Origin of the sequence: Leucobacter luti (assembly GCF_050310065.1) — a bacterium.
GTDB lineage: Bacteria > Actinomycetota > Actinomycetes > Actinomycetales > Microbacteriaceae > Leucobacter > Leucobacter luti_B.
Map to the genome: position 1 here is coordinate 2431690 of NZ_CP190007.1, position 15236 is coordinate 2446925.

At 70.0% G+C, this 15236-nt stretch carries 12 protein-coding genes; 10 read left to right on the forward strand and 2 right to left on the reverse strand.

The features are described from left to right. Positions 1-27 precede the first annotated feature (27 nt). The 5 genes from ACOPJ3_RS11060 to ACOPJ3_RS11080 all read left to right on the forward strand — a co-directional run bounded on the left by ACOPJ3_RS11060 (position 28) and on the right by ACOPJ3_RS11080 (position 5944). Positions 28-1212 (forward strand): ABC transporter substrate-binding protein, encoded by a 1185-nt coding sequence (locus tag ACOPJ3_RS11060; RefSeq protein WP_427869219.1) that lies wholly within the window; start codon positions 28-30, stop codon positions 1210-1212. Positions 1213-1398: 186 nt separating this feature from the next. Then, positions 1399-2274: a branched-chain amino acid ABC transporter permease gene (locus ACOPJ3_RS11065; RefSeq protein WP_427869220.1), complete on the forward strand. Its 876-nt coding sequence runs from the start codon at positions 1399-1401 to the stop codon at positions 2272-2274. Further along, positions 2261-4018: an ABC transporter permease subunit gene (locus ACOPJ3_RS11070; RefSeq protein ID WP_427869221.1), complete on the forward strand. Its 1758-nt coding sequence runs from the start codon at positions 2261-2263 to the stop codon at positions 4016-4018. Before ACOPJ3_RS11065 ends, ACOPJ3_RS11070 begins: the two co-directional genes overlap by 14 nt. Beyond that, a complete protein-coding gene (locus ACOPJ3_RS11075) occupies positions 4015-4710 on the forward strand; it encodes an ABC transporter ATP-binding protein (protein ID WP_427869222.1) in 696 nt (231 codons plus the stop codon). The genes ACOPJ3_RS11070 and ACOPJ3_RS11075 overlap by 4 nt, the downstream gene beginning before the upstream one ends. Before the next feature lie 184 nt (positions 4711-4894). Further along, positions 4895-5944 carry a hypothetical protein gene (locus ACOPJ3_RS11080; protein ID WP_427869223.1) on the forward strand — a complete coding sequence of 350 codons (1050 nt, stop codon included), beginning with the start codon at positions 4895-4897 and terminating at the stop codon, positions 5942-5944. Between the two features lie 62 nt (positions 5945-6006). Here the strand turns inward: ACOPJ3_RS11080 and ACOPJ3_RS11085 are convergent, their stop codons facing one another. After that, on the reverse strand, positions 6007-6831 hold the full coding sequence (locus ACOPJ3_RS11085) for an SDR family NAD(P)-dependent oxidoreductase (RefSeq protein ID WP_427869224.1): 825 nt from the start codon (positions 6829-6831) through the stop codon (positions 6007-6009). Between the two features lie 227 nt (positions 6832-7058). On the opposite strand from ACOPJ3_RS11085, the gene ACOPJ3_RS11090 reads away from it, so the two are divergent. The 3 genes from ACOPJ3_RS11090 to ACOPJ3_RS11100 all read left to right on the forward strand — a co-directional run bounded on the left by ACOPJ3_RS11090 (position 7059) and on the right by ACOPJ3_RS11100 (position 11231). Then, positions 7059-9173, forward strand: a complete 2115-nt coding sequence (locus ACOPJ3_RS11090) for a primary-amine oxidase (protein ID WP_427869225.1) — start codon at positions 7059-7061, stop codon at positions 9171-9173. A 61-nt stretch (positions 9174-9234) separates the two neighbouring features. Continuing rightward, positions 9235-10917: an amidohydrolase gene (locus ACOPJ3_RS11095; protein WP_427869226.1), complete on the forward strand. Its 1683-nt coding sequence runs from the start codon at positions 9235-9237 to the stop codon at positions 10915-10917. Next, on the forward strand, positions 10917-11231 hold the full coding sequence (locus ACOPJ3_RS11100) for an EthD family reductase (protein ID WP_427869227.1): 315 nt from the start codon (positions 10917-10919) through the stop codon (positions 11229-11231). The genes ACOPJ3_RS11095 and ACOPJ3_RS11100 overlap by 1 nt, the downstream gene beginning before the upstream one ends. A 297-nt stretch (positions 11232-11528) precedes the next feature. Here ACOPJ3_RS11100 and ACOPJ3_RS11105 read toward each other — a convergent pair whose 3' ends face one another. Next, positions 11529-13130: a GMC family oxidoreductase gene (locus tag ACOPJ3_RS11105; RefSeq protein ID WP_427869228.1), complete on the reverse strand. Its 1602-nt coding sequence runs from the start codon at positions 13128-13130 to the stop codon at positions 11529-11531. Positions 13131-13320: 190 nt separating this feature from the next. Between ACOPJ3_RS11105 and ACOPJ3_RS11110 the strand changes: the two genes are divergently transcribed. Next, a complete protein-coding gene (locus tag ACOPJ3_RS11110) occupies positions 13321-14733 on the forward strand; it encodes an aldehyde dehydrogenase family protein (RefSeq protein WP_427869229.1) in 1413 nt (470 codons plus the stop codon). A 120-nt stretch (positions 14734-14853) separates the two neighbouring features. Further along, positions 14854-15204 carry a nuclear transport factor 2 family protein gene (locus tag ACOPJ3_RS11115; RefSeq protein WP_427869230.1) on the forward strand — a complete coding sequence of 117 codons (351 nt, stop codon included), beginning with the start codon at positions 14854-14856 and terminating at the stop codon, positions 15202-15204. Positions 15205-15236 lie beyond the last annotated feature (32 nt).

Consider the following 15236-nt stretch of genomic DNA (forward strand, 5'->3'; position numbering starts at 1 on the left):
CCACACCACCTTCCGAGAGGACACACGATGAAATCACGCATCCTGGGAGCGGCCGCGCTCACCGCGGCTGCTGCGCTCGCACTGAGCGGCTGCGCGGGCGGCGGAGGCGGCGGGGGCGAAGGTGCCCCCATCAAGCTCGGCTCCGTCAACACCATCAGCGGCCCGGCCACCTTCCCCGAGGCGTCGGAGGCCGCGGCGGCCGTCTTCGACAAGGTCAACGCCGAGGGCGGGATCAACGGCCACAAGATCGAGTACAAGGCGACCGACGACAAGGCGGACCCCGCGACCGCGACCGCTTCGGCGCGCGAGCTCGTCGGCAGCGACGAGGTCGTCGCGCTCGTCGGCAGCGCCTCGCTGCTCGACTGCGAGATCAACGCGAAGTACTACGAGCAGGAGGACGTCCGCTCGATCCAGGGCACCGGCGTCGATCCCGGCTGCTTCAACTCGCCGAACATCGCGCCGGTGAACATCGGCCCGTTCAACGACACGACGCTCACGATGCTCTACGGCTCGGAGGAGCTCGGGCTCGACGACCTCTGCGTCTTCACGAGCGTCATCGGCTCGACCGGGCCCGCCTACCAGGCCGCGATCGACCGCTGGAGCGAGATCACGGGCAAGAAGCCGAAGCTCGTCGACGACACCGTGCCCTACGGCGGCGCCGACTACACCCCCTACATCGTGAAGGCGAAGGAGGCCGGCTGCAAGGCGATCGTCTCGAACGCCGTCGAGCCCGACGCGATCGGCCAGATCAAGGCCGCGAACCAGCAGGGCTGGGACGACGTCACCTTCCTGTTCCTGACCTCGACCTACAGCGAGAGCTTCGCGAAGGCCGTGTCGAACGCGGGCGCAGGGGTCTACGTTCCCGCCGAGTTCTATCCCTTCACCGAGGACAGCGACGTGAACGCCGACTGGAAGGCGCTCATGGAGGAGAAGGGCATCAACCTGACCTCCTTCAGCCAGGGCGGCTACCTCGCTGCGACCTTCATGGTGGAGGTACTCAAGAGCATCGACGGCGACATCACGCGCGAGAGCGTCAACAAGGCGCTCGCCGACATGAAGCCGATCGAGAACGACATGATCGCCTTCCCGTACCAGTTCGACAAGATCGCGGCGCAGGACTTCGAGCCGGGCGGCTGGCCCGTCGTGCTGAAGTCCGGCACGAACGCGTGGGAGAAGTCGGCCGACGACTGGCTCCTGATCCCCGCGAGCTGAGCCACGGCGGCCCGCCCCGACGGCCGCCTCAGCTCGCAGTTCGATCCCGAACCGGATCCCGGTGCGGCGCACCGCCGCCGCACCGGGTTCCTCCGGTCTCCGCACCCACACCCCGAGGACTCTTATGTATCTCAGTCCACCGCTTCGCTCGGCGGCTCCGCCCCGCCCGATCAGCCGGAGTCACCCGTGAACGGCGGCGCGCTTCTCCAGGGCGCGCTCTCCGGTCTCGCGGCCGGCGGCGTCTACGCCGTCTTCGCCGTCACGCTGACCCTCATGTCGCGCCTCGTGCGCGTCGTCAACTTCGCCCAGGCCGCGACCGGCATGTTCGCCGCGTTCATCGCCGTCTGGTTTGCGAGCAAGGTGGGCATGCCCGTCTGGCTCGCAACGCTCGCCGGCATCGTCGTCGGCGCGCTCCTGAGCGCGATCATCGGCTGGATCGCCGCGACGTGGCTCGCCGAGGCGGATCTCTCGACCCGCTCCGCGATGACGGTCGCGCCGTTCCTGCTCCTGATGTCGCTCTCCTACATCATGTTCGGCAACAAGCCGCAGCCGTTCGCGCCGATTTTCAACGGGCCGGCGTTCTCCGTCGCGGGCGTCGTCGTGAGCTGGGTGACGGTGATCACCGTGACGCTCGCGCTCGTCGTCGCGCTCACGGCCGCGATCCTGCTCAAGAAGACCACGATCGGCATGAAGCTGCGCGCCCTCTCCGACCGGCCGACGACCGCCGAGCTCATCGGCATCGCGTCGAAGCCGCTGTCGATCGGCGTCTGGGCCGTGACCGGGGCCGTCGCCGCGATCACGATCCTGATCATCGCGCCGACGCAGTCGAACGACGCCGTGTCGCTCTCGATGCTCATTATCCCGGCGGCCGCGGCCGCCCTCCTCGGCGGCTTCAAGCGCCTCGACCTCGCGGTCGTCGGCGGCCTGCTGCTCGGGCTCATCAACGGCATGGTCGCGCAGGTCTCCGAGCTGTCGCTCGTGCGCAACTTCGTGCCGCTCATCTTCATCGTGATCCTGCTCCTGTGGTCGCAGCGAAAGGAGGTGTGGGATGCTGCTCGCTAATCGCCGCCTCCGCGCCGTCCTGCCCGTCATCATCGCCGTCGTGGCGATCGGGATCGGGTGGGGCCTCAGCGTCGGCCTCTCGGGCTACGTCGTGTACCTCGCCATCAGCATGGTCACCGCGACCATCTCGATCCTGGGCCTCGGCATCGTCACCGGATCCGCCGGCATCATCGCCCTCTGCCAGCTCACGTTCGCCGCGATCGGTGCGTGGGTCGTCGCGTGGCTCAACGTCGCGCAGGCGCCTGGCGGTTTCATCGTCTGGCTGATCGCGGGCGGGATCGTCGCGAGCCTCGCCGGCATCATCATCGGCCTGCCCGCGCTCCGCCTGCGCGGGGTGAACCTCGCGGTCGTCACCCTCGGCTTCGCCGCCGCGTTCGACGTGCTGCTCGTGCAGACCCAGTTCCCCGGGCAGAAGGACGGGCTCTCCGTCGAGCGCCCCTCGCTCTTCTCGAGCGACCGCGAGTACTTCTTCTTCGCGATGATCGTGCTCGTCGTGTGTGCGCTCGGCGTGTTCCTGCTGCAGCGCAGCCGGGTCGGCTCGAGCTGGAAGGCCGTCGCGTTCTCCGAGCGCGGCACCGCGGCCGTCGGCCAGAGCGTGCGCATGGCGAAGCTCTCCGCGTTCGCGGTGAGCGCCGCACTCGGCGGCGTCTCGGGCGGCCTCCTCGCGGGTCAGGTCGGGATCCCGTACGCGTCGAGCTTCACGCCGATCCAGTCCCTCGCCCTCTACATCCTCGCGATCATGAGCGGCGCCTACCTCATCGACATGGCGATCTTCGGCGGCATCCTCTGGGTGCTCGTGCCCGAGCTCCTGAAGCGCTGGGGCGTCCCGCAGGACTGGGGTTTCGTGGTCTTCGGCCTGCTCGGGATCCAGGCCCTCACGAGCGGATCCAACCTCGGCGAGGGGATCCGGGGCCTGATCCGCAAGCGCACGAAACGCCGAGCGCTCGCCTCTGCTGACCCGTCGAGCGTGTCGACGAGCGTGCTCGACGTGTTCGCGGTGCCCGAGGCGGCGGAGCCCGTTCCCGCGGACGCGCCGCCCGTGCTCGAAGTCCGCTCGCTCGGCGTGCAGTTCGGCGCCCTGAAGGCGCTCGAGGACGTGTCGCTGCAGGTGCGGCCCCGCTCGATCATGGGCCTCATCGGGCCGAACGGCGCCGGTAAGTCGACCTTCGTCGACGCGGTGAGCGGCTTCCTCCCCCAGCACACCGGCGAGGTGCTGCTCGACGGCGAGGACATCACGCGGCTCACGCCCGCGGCGCGCGCCCGCAGGGGGCTGCGCCGCACGTTCCAGCAGGATCGCGTGCCGCCGCAGCTCACCGTCGAGGCGTACGTGCGCTTCGTCGCCCGCAAGCGGCTCGACATCGAGGAGCTGCGCGACGCGCTCACGTTCCTCGGCTGCCCGCCGCCCGAGGAGCAGCTGGCCAACGTCGACGTCGGCACGAGGCGCCTCATCGAGGTCGCCGCGGCCGTGCTCTCGGGGCCGAAGGTCCTGATCCTGGACGAGCCGGCCGCCGGCCTCTCGCACGAGGAGCACCTGCAGTTCGGGGAGCGCCTCACGCGGATCCCGAGCCGCTTCGACACCGCGATCGTGATCATCGAGCACGATCTCGACCTCGTGCGCACCGTGTGCACCGAGATCACGGTGCTCGACTTCGGCAGGGTGCTCGCGCAGGGCGGGCAGCAGGACGTGCTCGACGATCCCGCCGTCATCGCGGCGTACATGGGAGATGCGGAGATCAGTTCATGAGCGAGTTGCAGCTGCAGGGCGTGACCGTGAGCCGCGGGGCCGGCCCCGTCATCTCGGGCGTCGACCTCACGGTGCGCGAGGGCGAGATCCTCGCGCTCGTCGGGCCGAACGGGGCGGGCAAGACGAGCCTGCTCGAGTCGATCTCGGGGGTGATCGGGCACTCTGCAGGCTCGATTACGCTCGGGGGCGAGTCGATCCAGAAGTGGAATCGCGTGCAGCGATCCCGCGCAGGCATCGCCCACATCGAGCAGGGGCGGGCGATCTTCCCGTCGCTCACGGTGCGGGAGAACCTGATGCTGACGGCGAAGTCGGAGTCGGAGATGCGCTCCGTGCTGGAGTCGTTCCCGGAGCTCGAGAAGCGGATCGACTCGCTCGCCGTGCTCCTCTCGGGCGGCGAGCAGCAGATGGTCGTGCTCGCGCGGGCGTTCGCCGCCAGGCCCAAGTTCCTGCTCATCGACGAGATGTCGCTCGGGCTCGCGCCCGTCGTGTTCATGCGGCTCCTGCCGCTGATCAAGCAGATCGCCGCCTCGGGCGTTGGCGTGCTGCTCGTCGAGCAGTTCACGCACCTGGCGCTCGGCGTGGCGACCGACGCGATGGTCGTGGCGAGCGGCAAGGTGAGCCACCCGCAGGGCCCCGCGTCCGCCCTCGAGCAGGACCCGGAGCTCCTCCGCCGAGCCTACCTCGGCGGCTAGCTGCTTGGGTGGGGTGGGGTGGGGTGGGGCAGTTGTTAGCGATTTCGGTTCGTAAGAGGCGTCTTACGAACCGAAATCGCTAACAACTGCCCCGATTCTGCGTTGGTGACGGGATTCTTGGGCAATATCTCCCTTGCCTGTGGACAAGTCCGCGAGGAGTCTCCGGCCGCGCCAGGCTTACGGCATGCGCCCAGCCAAACAGATCCCGAGCGACCTACCCGACCATCTCGCAATCCGCGACGGAGGCCAACATGACCTCACCGTCGGAGACCTGAGAAACTCGCAGTATCGGCGCCCGATCAGGGGCGTCCGATCTCGCGCCGACCCAGGCAAGAGCCTGTTCGAGCGCAGCCTGGCCGCTTCACCGCTGCTTCGCCGGGGAGACCGGTTCAGCCACGCTTCCGCCCTCGTGCTCTACGGCTGCCCCCTCCGGGTCGCGCCCGACGAGCCCGTGCACATCGAGTCGCTGTACGGAACCGGGATCCTGCGCACACAGGGTCTCCGAGGCCACACATGGCGCGAGAACAAGGCTGGAGAGAAATGGACGCTACGACTTGGTAGCAACGAGGTGGCGGTAGTCGATCCTGCCAGAGCCGCGGTCCAGGCGGCCCGACTGCCTGACTTCCGCGAGACGGTCGTGGCGCTCGACCACCTGTGCCGGCCGCTCGATCGGGGCCGGAGGCCCTTGCTCGACCGGGATCGGCTTCTCACGGTCGCGGCGCGCGTCCCTGGCCGAGCCGGCTTCAGGCTCAGGCTCGCGGCGAGCGAGTCCCGTGTGGGCTCGGAGTCGCGCATGGAGACGCTTTTGCGCCTCGCCGCGGTGCGCGCGGGTGTGCGGTCGCTCACGCTCCAGCACGATGTTCGGGATCCTGACGGGCGCTTCATCGGGAGGTTCGACCTTGCGCACCCTCCGTCGAAGAGCATCTTCGAGTACGACGGAGATCAGCACCGGACGTCACGCCGTCAGTATCTGCGAGACCTTGCGCGGCTCGAACGCGTGCGCGGACTCGGCTGGACCGTGACCCGGTTCAGGATCGAGGACTTCGGGTTCGGCCAGGACAGCGCCCAGGCCTTTCACGAGATCGGACGCCGGATCCGGGCCGAGGTCACGAGCGAACACTCGACAGTGCCTGGCTTCCTCGCGGACCTCCTGGACGAGCATCCGGCCGGGCCGCGCGTCTCGGCACTCCCCGCGGTCCCGGGAATGGCGGTTGTTAGCGATTTCGGTTCGTAAACGGCGTTATACGAACCGAAATCGCTAACAACCGCAGGCGCAAGCGGCCCGGGCGCCCGGGGTCACATGCCGGCGTGGTCGAACGCGAGGGTCGGGAGGTCGACGATGTGGGCCCCGCCGTCGGCGACGAGCACCGCGCCCGTCATATAGGAGGACTCCCGCGAGCCCAGGAAGCGCACGATCGACGCGATCTCTGCGCGCTCCGCGGGCCGGCCGAGCGGCACGTCCGCGGTCACCGCGGCGTAGCCGGCCTCCCGGTCCGGGATCTCCGCGGCGTGCGCCGCGAACTCGTCCATCTCGGCGTCGGCCATGGGGGTGCGCACCCAGCCCGGGCACACGGCGTTCACGCGCACGCCCCTGCGCGAGTAGTCGCGGGCGAGGGATCGCGTGAGCCCGATGAGCGCGTGCTTGCCGACCGTGTAGCCCGCCACCGACGGCCCGGCGTAGAGCCCCGCGAGCGACGATACGACGACGATCGCGCCGCCGCCTCCCTCGAGCAGCGCGGGCAGCGCCTCGCGCGCCATCACGAACGCCGTCGACAGGTTCACGTTGAGCGAGGACGCCCACTCCTCGTCGCTCGTCTCCCCGACCGGCGAGAAGCCGTGCCCGCCCGCATTCGCGACGAGCACGTCGAGCCGTCCGAAGCGCTCGATCACCCAGGAGACGGCGGATCGCGCCGACGCCGCGTCCGACGCGTCTGCGGCGAGCGCGTGCACGCGCTCCCCGAGTCGCCCCGCGACCTCCTCGAGCGGCGCGATCCGGCGCCCGACGACCACGACGTTCGCCCCCTCGGCGGCGAAACGCTCGGCCACGGCGGCGCCGATGCCGGTCCCTCCCCCGGTGATGAGCACGACCTGCCCCGAGATGTCGCCAGCCACCTGTTCCATGCGCACACTCCCTCGTCGATATCACCGGGCCGCGCGCCAACGCCGGCGCCAGCACCCGCACTCGTCCACACCCATCCTCGCCCCACCGTGACGCCCGGTATCCGTTTCGATCCCGCTCGCACAACACCGCAGCACGCTTCGACAACCCCTGTTCATGCTGGCTTGCGATACTGAGGGTGGGTCACTCTGAATTGAGGACCGGCCCGACGCAACAAAGGACGAATTCGATGACGCACGCGCCCCACGAGCACCAGCCCGACGCCACCCACACGCACGGCAAGCGGGTGACCACCCCGTCTGAGCCCCGGCACCCGCTCGATCAGTTGACGGGCGAGGAGATCGCGGCGGCCCGCCAGCTCCTCGTCGACGCGGGTCATTTCACGGAGTCGACGCGCGTGCCGCGCATGCTCCCCGTCGACCCGCCGAAGGCGGACCTCGCCGCCTGGCGCCCGGGCGCCCCGTTCGATCGCAGGATCCGGGTGACGCTGCTCGACCGCGCGACGGGCGTCTCCTCCGAGGCCATCGTCTCGGTCACGCGCGGCGAGATCGACTCGTTCGCGGTGATCCCGAACGCCGAAGCCCCCTACGGTCAGCCGCAGTACCTCTTCGAGGAGTACGAGGACGCCGCCACGATCGTGAAGGCCTCCGAGGAGTGGCAGGCCGCCATGCGCCGCCGCGGCCTCGAGGAGCACATGGAGCTCGCCTTCTGCTCCCCGCTCGCGCCGGGTTTCTTCGGCAAGGAAGACGAGATCGGGCGCCGGATCGTGCGCTCGCACACGTACCTCCGCTTCGACGAGAAGGACAGCCCGTGGGCGCACCCCATCGAGGGGCTCGTGGTCCACGTGGATCTCACTGAGCGCCGGGTGATCCGGATCGATGACGAGGGCGACGTGCCCGTGCCTGAGCAGCACGGCAACTACTCCCTCGACGTGCAGGGCCCGGTCCGCGAGACGCTGAAGCCGATCGAGATCACGCAGCCGGAGGGCCCGAGCTTCTCGGTCGACGGCAGCCTCGTGCAGTGGGAGAACTGGAAGTTCCGCGTCGGCTTCACGCAGCAGGAGGGCCTGGTCATCAACCAGATCACCTTCCGCGACGGCGAGGAGGACCGCTCGGTCGCGCACCGCGCGAGCGTGCCCGAGATGGTGGTGCCCTACGGCGACACCTCCGTGAGCCGGTACTGGATCAGCTACTTCGACGCGGGCGAGTATCTGCTCGGGAAGAACGCGAACTCCCTCGCGCTCGGCTGCGACTGCCTCGGCGTGATTCACTACTTCGACGCGTTCGTCCCCGATGACCTCGGCAATCCGGTGAAGATCCCGCAGGCGATCTGCATGCACGAGGAGGACTACGGCATCCTCTGGAAGCACACCGATCTCGACGGCCACGCGGAGACGCGACGCAGCCGCCGCCTCGTGGTCAGCTATTTCGCCACGATCGGCAACTACGACTACGGCTTCTTCTGGTACTTCTATCTCGACGGCTCGATCCAGGTCGAGGCGAAGGCGACGGGCATCGTGTTCGCCGGCGCCGGGATCCCGGGCAGCGAGAACCCGCACGCACCCGAGATTGCGCCGGGAATCTTAACGCCCGTACACCAGCACCTCTTCTGTGCCCGGATCGACGCCGCGATCGACGGCGAGGACAACACGCTCCACGAGATCGAGGCGGTCGGGATCCCCATCGGGCCGGACAATCCCTACGGCAACGCCTTCACCTGGTCGGACACGCAGCTGAAGAGCGAGCTCGAGGCGCAGCGGATCGCGAACGGCCTGACGGGCCGAGTCTGGGAGGTGCGCTCGGCGCACCGCACGAACTACGTCGGCAAACCGACCTCGTACTGGCTGATCCCGGAGGGGAAGGCGCTGCTCGCGGCGCAGCCGGAGTCCACGGTCTACGGCCGCGCGAACTTCGCGACGAAGCACCTCTGGGGCACCCGCTTCGACCCTGAGGAGCTCTACCCCGCGGGCTTCTACCCGAACGCGCACGCCCCCGGCGCCGGCCTGCCCGAGTGGACGGCGCAGGATCGCAGCCTCGACGGCGAGGACATCGTGCTGTGGCACGTCTTCGGCCCCACGCACATCCCGCGCACCGAGGATTGGCCGATCATGCCGGTCGACTACTCGGGATTCTGGTTCAAGCCGCACGGCTTCCTCGACCAGAACCCCGCGATGAACCTCCCCGAGGACGCACGCGCCGCCTGCTCGATGGGAGCGGACGGCGCGGGATCCGGATCCGGATCCGGATCGGGATCCGCCGGCTGCTGCTCCGGCGGCGGCTGCGGGTGCTGCGCCGGTGAGGCGTGCCGCTGCGGCGGCGCGAACTGCGCCTGCGGCAAGCAGTAGCGCAGCGGCCTGAGGACGCAGTACCCAATGACGAACTGACACCCCTCGAACGGAGCCACAGATGATTGACACCCCCGACCTCGTCGTGCTCGGCGCCCGCGTCTACACCGTCGATCCCGAGCACCCGTGGGCCGAGGCCTTCGCGGTCTCGGGCGGCAGGCTCTCGGCGATCGGCAGCTCCGCGGAGATCGCGGAGCTCGCGGGGCCCGAGACCCAGGTGCTCGAGCTCGACGGCGCGTTCGTGATGCCCGGTCTCGTCGACGTCCACAACCACCACTTCCTCGCGGGCAAGGAGGAGCTCTTCGAGCTGCGGGTGCCGATCGGCGCCGACCTCGACGGGATCATCGCCGCGGTGCGGGATCACGCCGCCGGCCTGCCGGCCGACGCCTGGATCGTCGGCGGCCCGTGGGCGAGCGACCGGCTCGGCGAGGTCAGCACGGCCGCGGCGCTCGCGCGCCTCGACGAGGCGGCTGGCGGGCGGCCCGTCATGCTCTCCGACGACTCGCACCACAACCGCTGGGTGAACTCGCGCGCGCTCGAGATCGCCGGCGTGATCGCGGGCATGGAGGGCGTCGCGCTCGATCCGGAGGGTCGCCCGACCGGCGTGCTCTTCGAGGCGGCCGGGCTCCCCGTCGCGCGGGCGCAGGCCGCGGCCGGGGCGCTGGATCCCGAGCAGGAGCGCGCCTCGGCGAAGCGCGGCGTCGAGATCCTGAACTCCTTCGGCGTGACCGCGTTCCAGGACGCTGGCGTCTCGACCCACATCCTCGAGGCGCTGCGCTCGCTCGATGCGGGCGGCGACCTCGACGCGTGGGTCGTGAGTTCGCTCCTCATTAACGACGAGATCTTCGGCTTCGCGGCGATCGGCGAGGCGCTCGTGTTCGACGGCGAGCGCTTCCGCACCGAGCACCACCGGCCCGACTTCGTGAAGATCTTCCTCGACGGCGTGCCGCCGACGCGCACCGGCGCCTTCCTCGAGCCCTACCTGCCCGACGACGTTCACGGCGCGCACTTCCACGGCGAGACGCTGCTCGATCCCGCCGAGCTCACCGACTGGCTGCGCCGGGTGGCGAACGCGGGGCTGTCGGCGAAGATCCACTGTACGGGCGACGCGTCGGTGCACGAGGTGCTGAACGCGGTCGAGACGCTGCGCGGCGAGGGCTACGAGTCGACGCGGTATCAGGTGGCGCACGGCCAGTTCGTGCACCCCGACGATATCCCGCGCTTCGCCAAGCTCCGCGTCGCGGCCGACATCTCGCCGTTCATCTGGGTGCCCGGCCCCATCGTCGAGGCGATCCGGGAGGTGCTGCCGCGCGAGCGCGCGGACCAGATGCAGCCGAACCGCGCCCTCATCGACGCTGGCGCGCTCGTCGCCGGCGGATCCGACTGGCCCGTCTCCCCCTCGCCGAATGCGTGGGAGGGGATCCACGGCCTCGTGACGCGCGAGGACCCGAGCGGCCAGTACCCCGGCGCGCTGTGGCCCGAGCAGGCGATCACCCTCGAGGAGGCGATCGCAGCGTTCACCATCAACGGCGCCGAGGCGATGGGTCTCGGCGCCGAGACTGGATCCCTGGTCACGGGCAAATCCGCGGACTTCGTGATCCTGGACCGCGATCCGTTCGCCGCGCCGGCGCAGGAGCTCGTGCAGACGACGGTCGCGGAGACGTGGTTCGCCGGGCGGCGGGTGTATTCGGCCTCCGGGGCTGCCGGCTCTGCCGGTTCTGCCGGTTCTGCCGGGGCCGCCTGATGCACCGGCTCGTCGTCCTCTACCCGGAACCGCAGGATCGCGCCGCGTTCGAGGCGTATTACGTGTCGACGCACCTGCCGCTCTGCGCCGCGCTGCCGGGCGTGCGCGAGATCACTTATTCACTCGGGATCGCGGCGCCGGGGGAAGGCCCGTTCTACGCGATGTTCGAGGCCCGCTTCGACAGCGCCGAGGCGCTCGAGGCGGCGCTCGCGTCACCCGAGGGCCGGGCGGTCGAGGCGGACGTCCCGAACTACGCGACGGGCGGCGCGACGGTCTTCGCCGCCCCGGCGCTGCCGCTGCCGCTGCCGCTCTAGCTGCGGGGCGCCCGCGCCCCCTGCGGCCTCGCCCGCCGCTTGAGTTGACCCAAAGTGACGCATTCTGCGCTCCAGGAGATACTTCGGGTCAACTCTAGCCGGGGCGGGGAGCTGGATCCGCCTCTGCGCCCCGCCTGAGTTGACCCAAAGTGACGCATTCTGCGCTCCAGGAGATACTTCGGGTCAACTCAAACAGCGGGGCGGCGGATCCGGCCCCGCACCGCGCCTGAGTTGACCCAAAGTGACGCAATCTGCGCTCCAGGGGACACTTTGGGTCAACTCAAGGGGCGGCCCGCCCTACCGCTCGCCCGCGAGCACGAAGCGGGCTCCGAGCTCGCCGATCAGCACCGCGGGCGCGTTGGTGTTGCCCGTGGTCACGCGCGGCATCACCGAGGCGTCGATGACCCGGAGCCCGTCGACGCCGTGCACCGCGAGCCGCGGCGACACCACGGCGGCCTCGTCGACGCCCATCTTGCAGGTGCCGACCTGGTGGTGGTAGGTCGCCAGCGTGTTGCGCACGTAGTCGACGAGGTCGTCGCCGTCGCCGACCGAGGGGCCTGGGTAGACCTCGGTCGCGCCCCAGCCGCCGTCCTCCGGGCTCGCGGCGAGCGACGCCTGGCTACCGATTCGGCGGCACTGCCGCACGGAGGCGACGAGCGAGGCGACGTCGTCCTCGTGGCTGAGCGCCGCGGGATCGAGGAGCAGCGGCGCGTCCGGATCCGGACCCGAGAGCCGGATCTCACCCCGCGACTGCGGGGTGATGAGGCCTGCCATCAGGGAGAACCCGTTGGCGCCACGCGGCTCCAGGAACTCGCCGTACATCGGCACCGAGAAGTGGATCGGTTGCGTGTCCGGCCGGTCGAGCTCCTCGCGGCTCTTCCAGAACAGGTGCGACTGCGTCACGGAGACGCCCTCGCGCGGCGGGTCGATCGGCTTCTCCGTGTCGAAGATCACGGGGGCGAGGTAGTGGTCGTGCAGGTTCTTGCCGACGCCGGGCAGGTCGACGACCGCGTCGATCCCGAGCTCGGCGAGCTCGGCGGCCGGGCCGATCCCGGATCGCAGCAGCACCCGCGGCGAGTCGATCGCGCCGGCCGAGAGGATGACCTCGTCCGCGAAGAGCTCCCGGATCTCGCCATCCTGCGAGAAGCGCACGCCGGTCACGCGGGGGCGCCCGGAAGCAGCGCCGCCAGCACCGCCATCTCCCCCGGCAGCCGCAAAGATCAGCTCGTGCACGTGGCAGCCGACCTCGACCGTGACCCGATCCCGCACCGGCTTGAGGTACGCCATATAAGTATTGAGCCGCTCGCCGTCCCGGATCGTGACCTGCTGCTGAGACACACCCTCGATCGACTCCCCGTTGTAGTCCGGGTTGTGCGCGAGCCCCTCCTCGACCGCGGCGTCGATGATCGACTGCTGGATCGGCGAGAGCGCGTACTCGTCCGTCACGTCGAGCGGCCCGTCAGCGCCGTGCCAGGCGGGGTCGCCCGCGCCGTGGTAGTTCTCGATGTCCTTGTAAACCGGGAGCACGTCCGCCCAGGCCCAGCCGTCGTTGCCGAGGGAGGCCCAGTGGTCGAAGTCCTGCGGTGTGCAGCGCACCCAGATCATGGCGTTCAGGGCGTGCGATCCGCCGAGCACGCGACCCCGCGGCCAGTGGAGGCGATGCCCGTTCGCGCCGTCTTGCGGGGTCGTGTAGTAGTCCCAGTCGTCGACGCTGTGCCAGAGCTCGCCCATGCGGCTGAGGTCGTGGATCGCGGGGTTCGTGTCCTCCCCGCCGGCCTCGAGCACCGTCACCTCGACGCCGGCGTCGGCGAGGCGCCTCGCGACCACCGAGCCGGATGACCCGGCCCCGACGACAATTGCACTCCGCGGCGTATCGGCCGCGCTGGACTTCTCAGACATCAGTGCTCCTCTCCGGGCGGCGCCCTCGCCGCTCCCCTTCCCCAGAGAGTCGCACCCAGCCGCGCGAGGTGTCGAGAGCGCCGCGCGGGTCGTGCCCGGGAAGTCAACGCGAGTGCCGTGGGTGACAACCGCGCCGCAGCATGAGCGCCTACGCTGAATGATTACGGACAGGACTCGAAGTGGAGGATCCATGAACAACTACGCAGAGCTTCTCGCGGCTGTGACGGCGAACGAGGGCGAGACGCGCGAGGTCTTCGACCCTGCGACGGGCGAGCTCATCGGCACGGCGCCGGTGCAGGACGTCGCGGCGCTCGAGGCCGCGATCGACAAGGCCGAGGCGGCCCAGCCGGCGTGGGCCGCGCTGAGCGACGACGAGCGGAAGGCCTACCTCCACCGCGCAGCCGACGCGATCGAGGCCGCCTCCGAGGGGCTCGCCGAGTTGCTCTCGCGCGAGCAGGGCAAGCCGCTCAACGGCCCGAACGCCCGATTCGAGGTCGGCGGCTGCGTCGCATGGACGCGCGCCGCGGCCGACACCCCGCTCCCCGTCGAGGTCATCATCGACGACGAGTCCGGCTACGCGGAGATGCACTACCGCCCGCTCGGCGTCGTCGGCGCGATCTCCCCCTGGAACTGGCCGATGATGATCTCGATCTGGCAGATCGCGCCGTCGCTCCGCATGGGCAACACGGTCGTCATCAAGCCGGCCGAGACGACGACCCTCTCGGTGCTCGCGCTCGTCGCCGTCATGAACCAGGTGCTGCCCGAGGGCGTGCTGAACATCGTGCCAGGCCCCGGCCGCACGGTCGGCGACGCGCTCACCCGCAGCCCGAAGATCGCGAAGATCATGTTCACGGGGTCGACCCCGGTCGGCAAGCGGATCATCGAGGCGAGCGCGCCCAACGTGACGCGCCTCACGCTCGAGCTCGGCGGCAACGACGCAGGGATCGTGCTCCCCGATGTGGATCCCGCGGCGATCGCGCAGGATCTCTTCTGGGGCGCGTTCATCAACACGGGCCAGACCTGCGCCGCCCTCAAGCGGCTCTACGTGCACGACGACGTCTACGACGCGGTCGTCGAGGAGCTCGCGAAGGTCGCGGCGCAGATGCCCATGGGCGTCGGCCTCGACGAGAACAACGTGCTCGGCCCGCTGCAGAACAAGGCGCAGTTCGACATCGTCGACAAGCTCGTCGAGTCGGCGAAGGCCTCCGGGGCGCGCGTCGTCATGGGCGGGGATCCGGATCGCGACGCGGCCGGCTACTTCTATCCGACCACGATCGTCGCCGACATCGATCCGCACCAGGAGCTCGTACTCGAGGAGCAGTTCGGCCCGGCGCTGCCCGTGATCAGGTACTCCGATGTCGACGAGGCCGTGAAGCTCGCGAACGAGCTCGAGGTCGGCCTCGGCGCATCGGTCTGGTCCTCCGACCGCGACCGGGCCCGCGCGCTCGCGGCCCGCATCGAGGCCGGCACCGTGTGGATCAACTCGCACGGCGGCCTGCACCCGATGGTCCCGTTCGGCGGCGCGAAGCAGTCGGGCTACGGGCGCGAGTTCGGCGCCCTCGGCCTGAAGGCTGTCGCGGAGCCGCAGGTCGTCAGCGGCTAATCGAGACACTGAGTCCGGCGGGGCCGGCCGTTCACCGGCCGGCCCCGCTTCCGTTTCCCTGGGCGCGCTCCCCTCGCGGGGGCGCCGCCTGGGATCCGTTCACCGACGAAAGGAACCGACATGGAAGACGAAGTGAGGGCCGCGGTGCAGCGGTATGTTGACGGCTGCGCGGCCGCCGATCCGGCGCTCGTGCGCGCCGCGTTTCACGACGACGCCAGGATGTGGGGCTACCTCGGGCCCGACTACGTCACGATGGGCGGGCACGAGTTCGCCGACGCGGTCGTCGGCAGCGCCGAGCCCGCGGGCGCCGGCTACTCCTCGAGCATCCACGGGATCGAGGTGACGGGCGACGTCGCGCACGCAATCCTCGACGAGCGGCAGTTCCTCGGGGCCGACTTCCGTAACCACTTCGGGCTCGTGCGGCGCGACGGCGTCTGGCGCATCTCAAGCAAGGTCTTCACGACCGTCTGAGACGCTCAGCGTTCGGGACTGGGGCCGGCGCT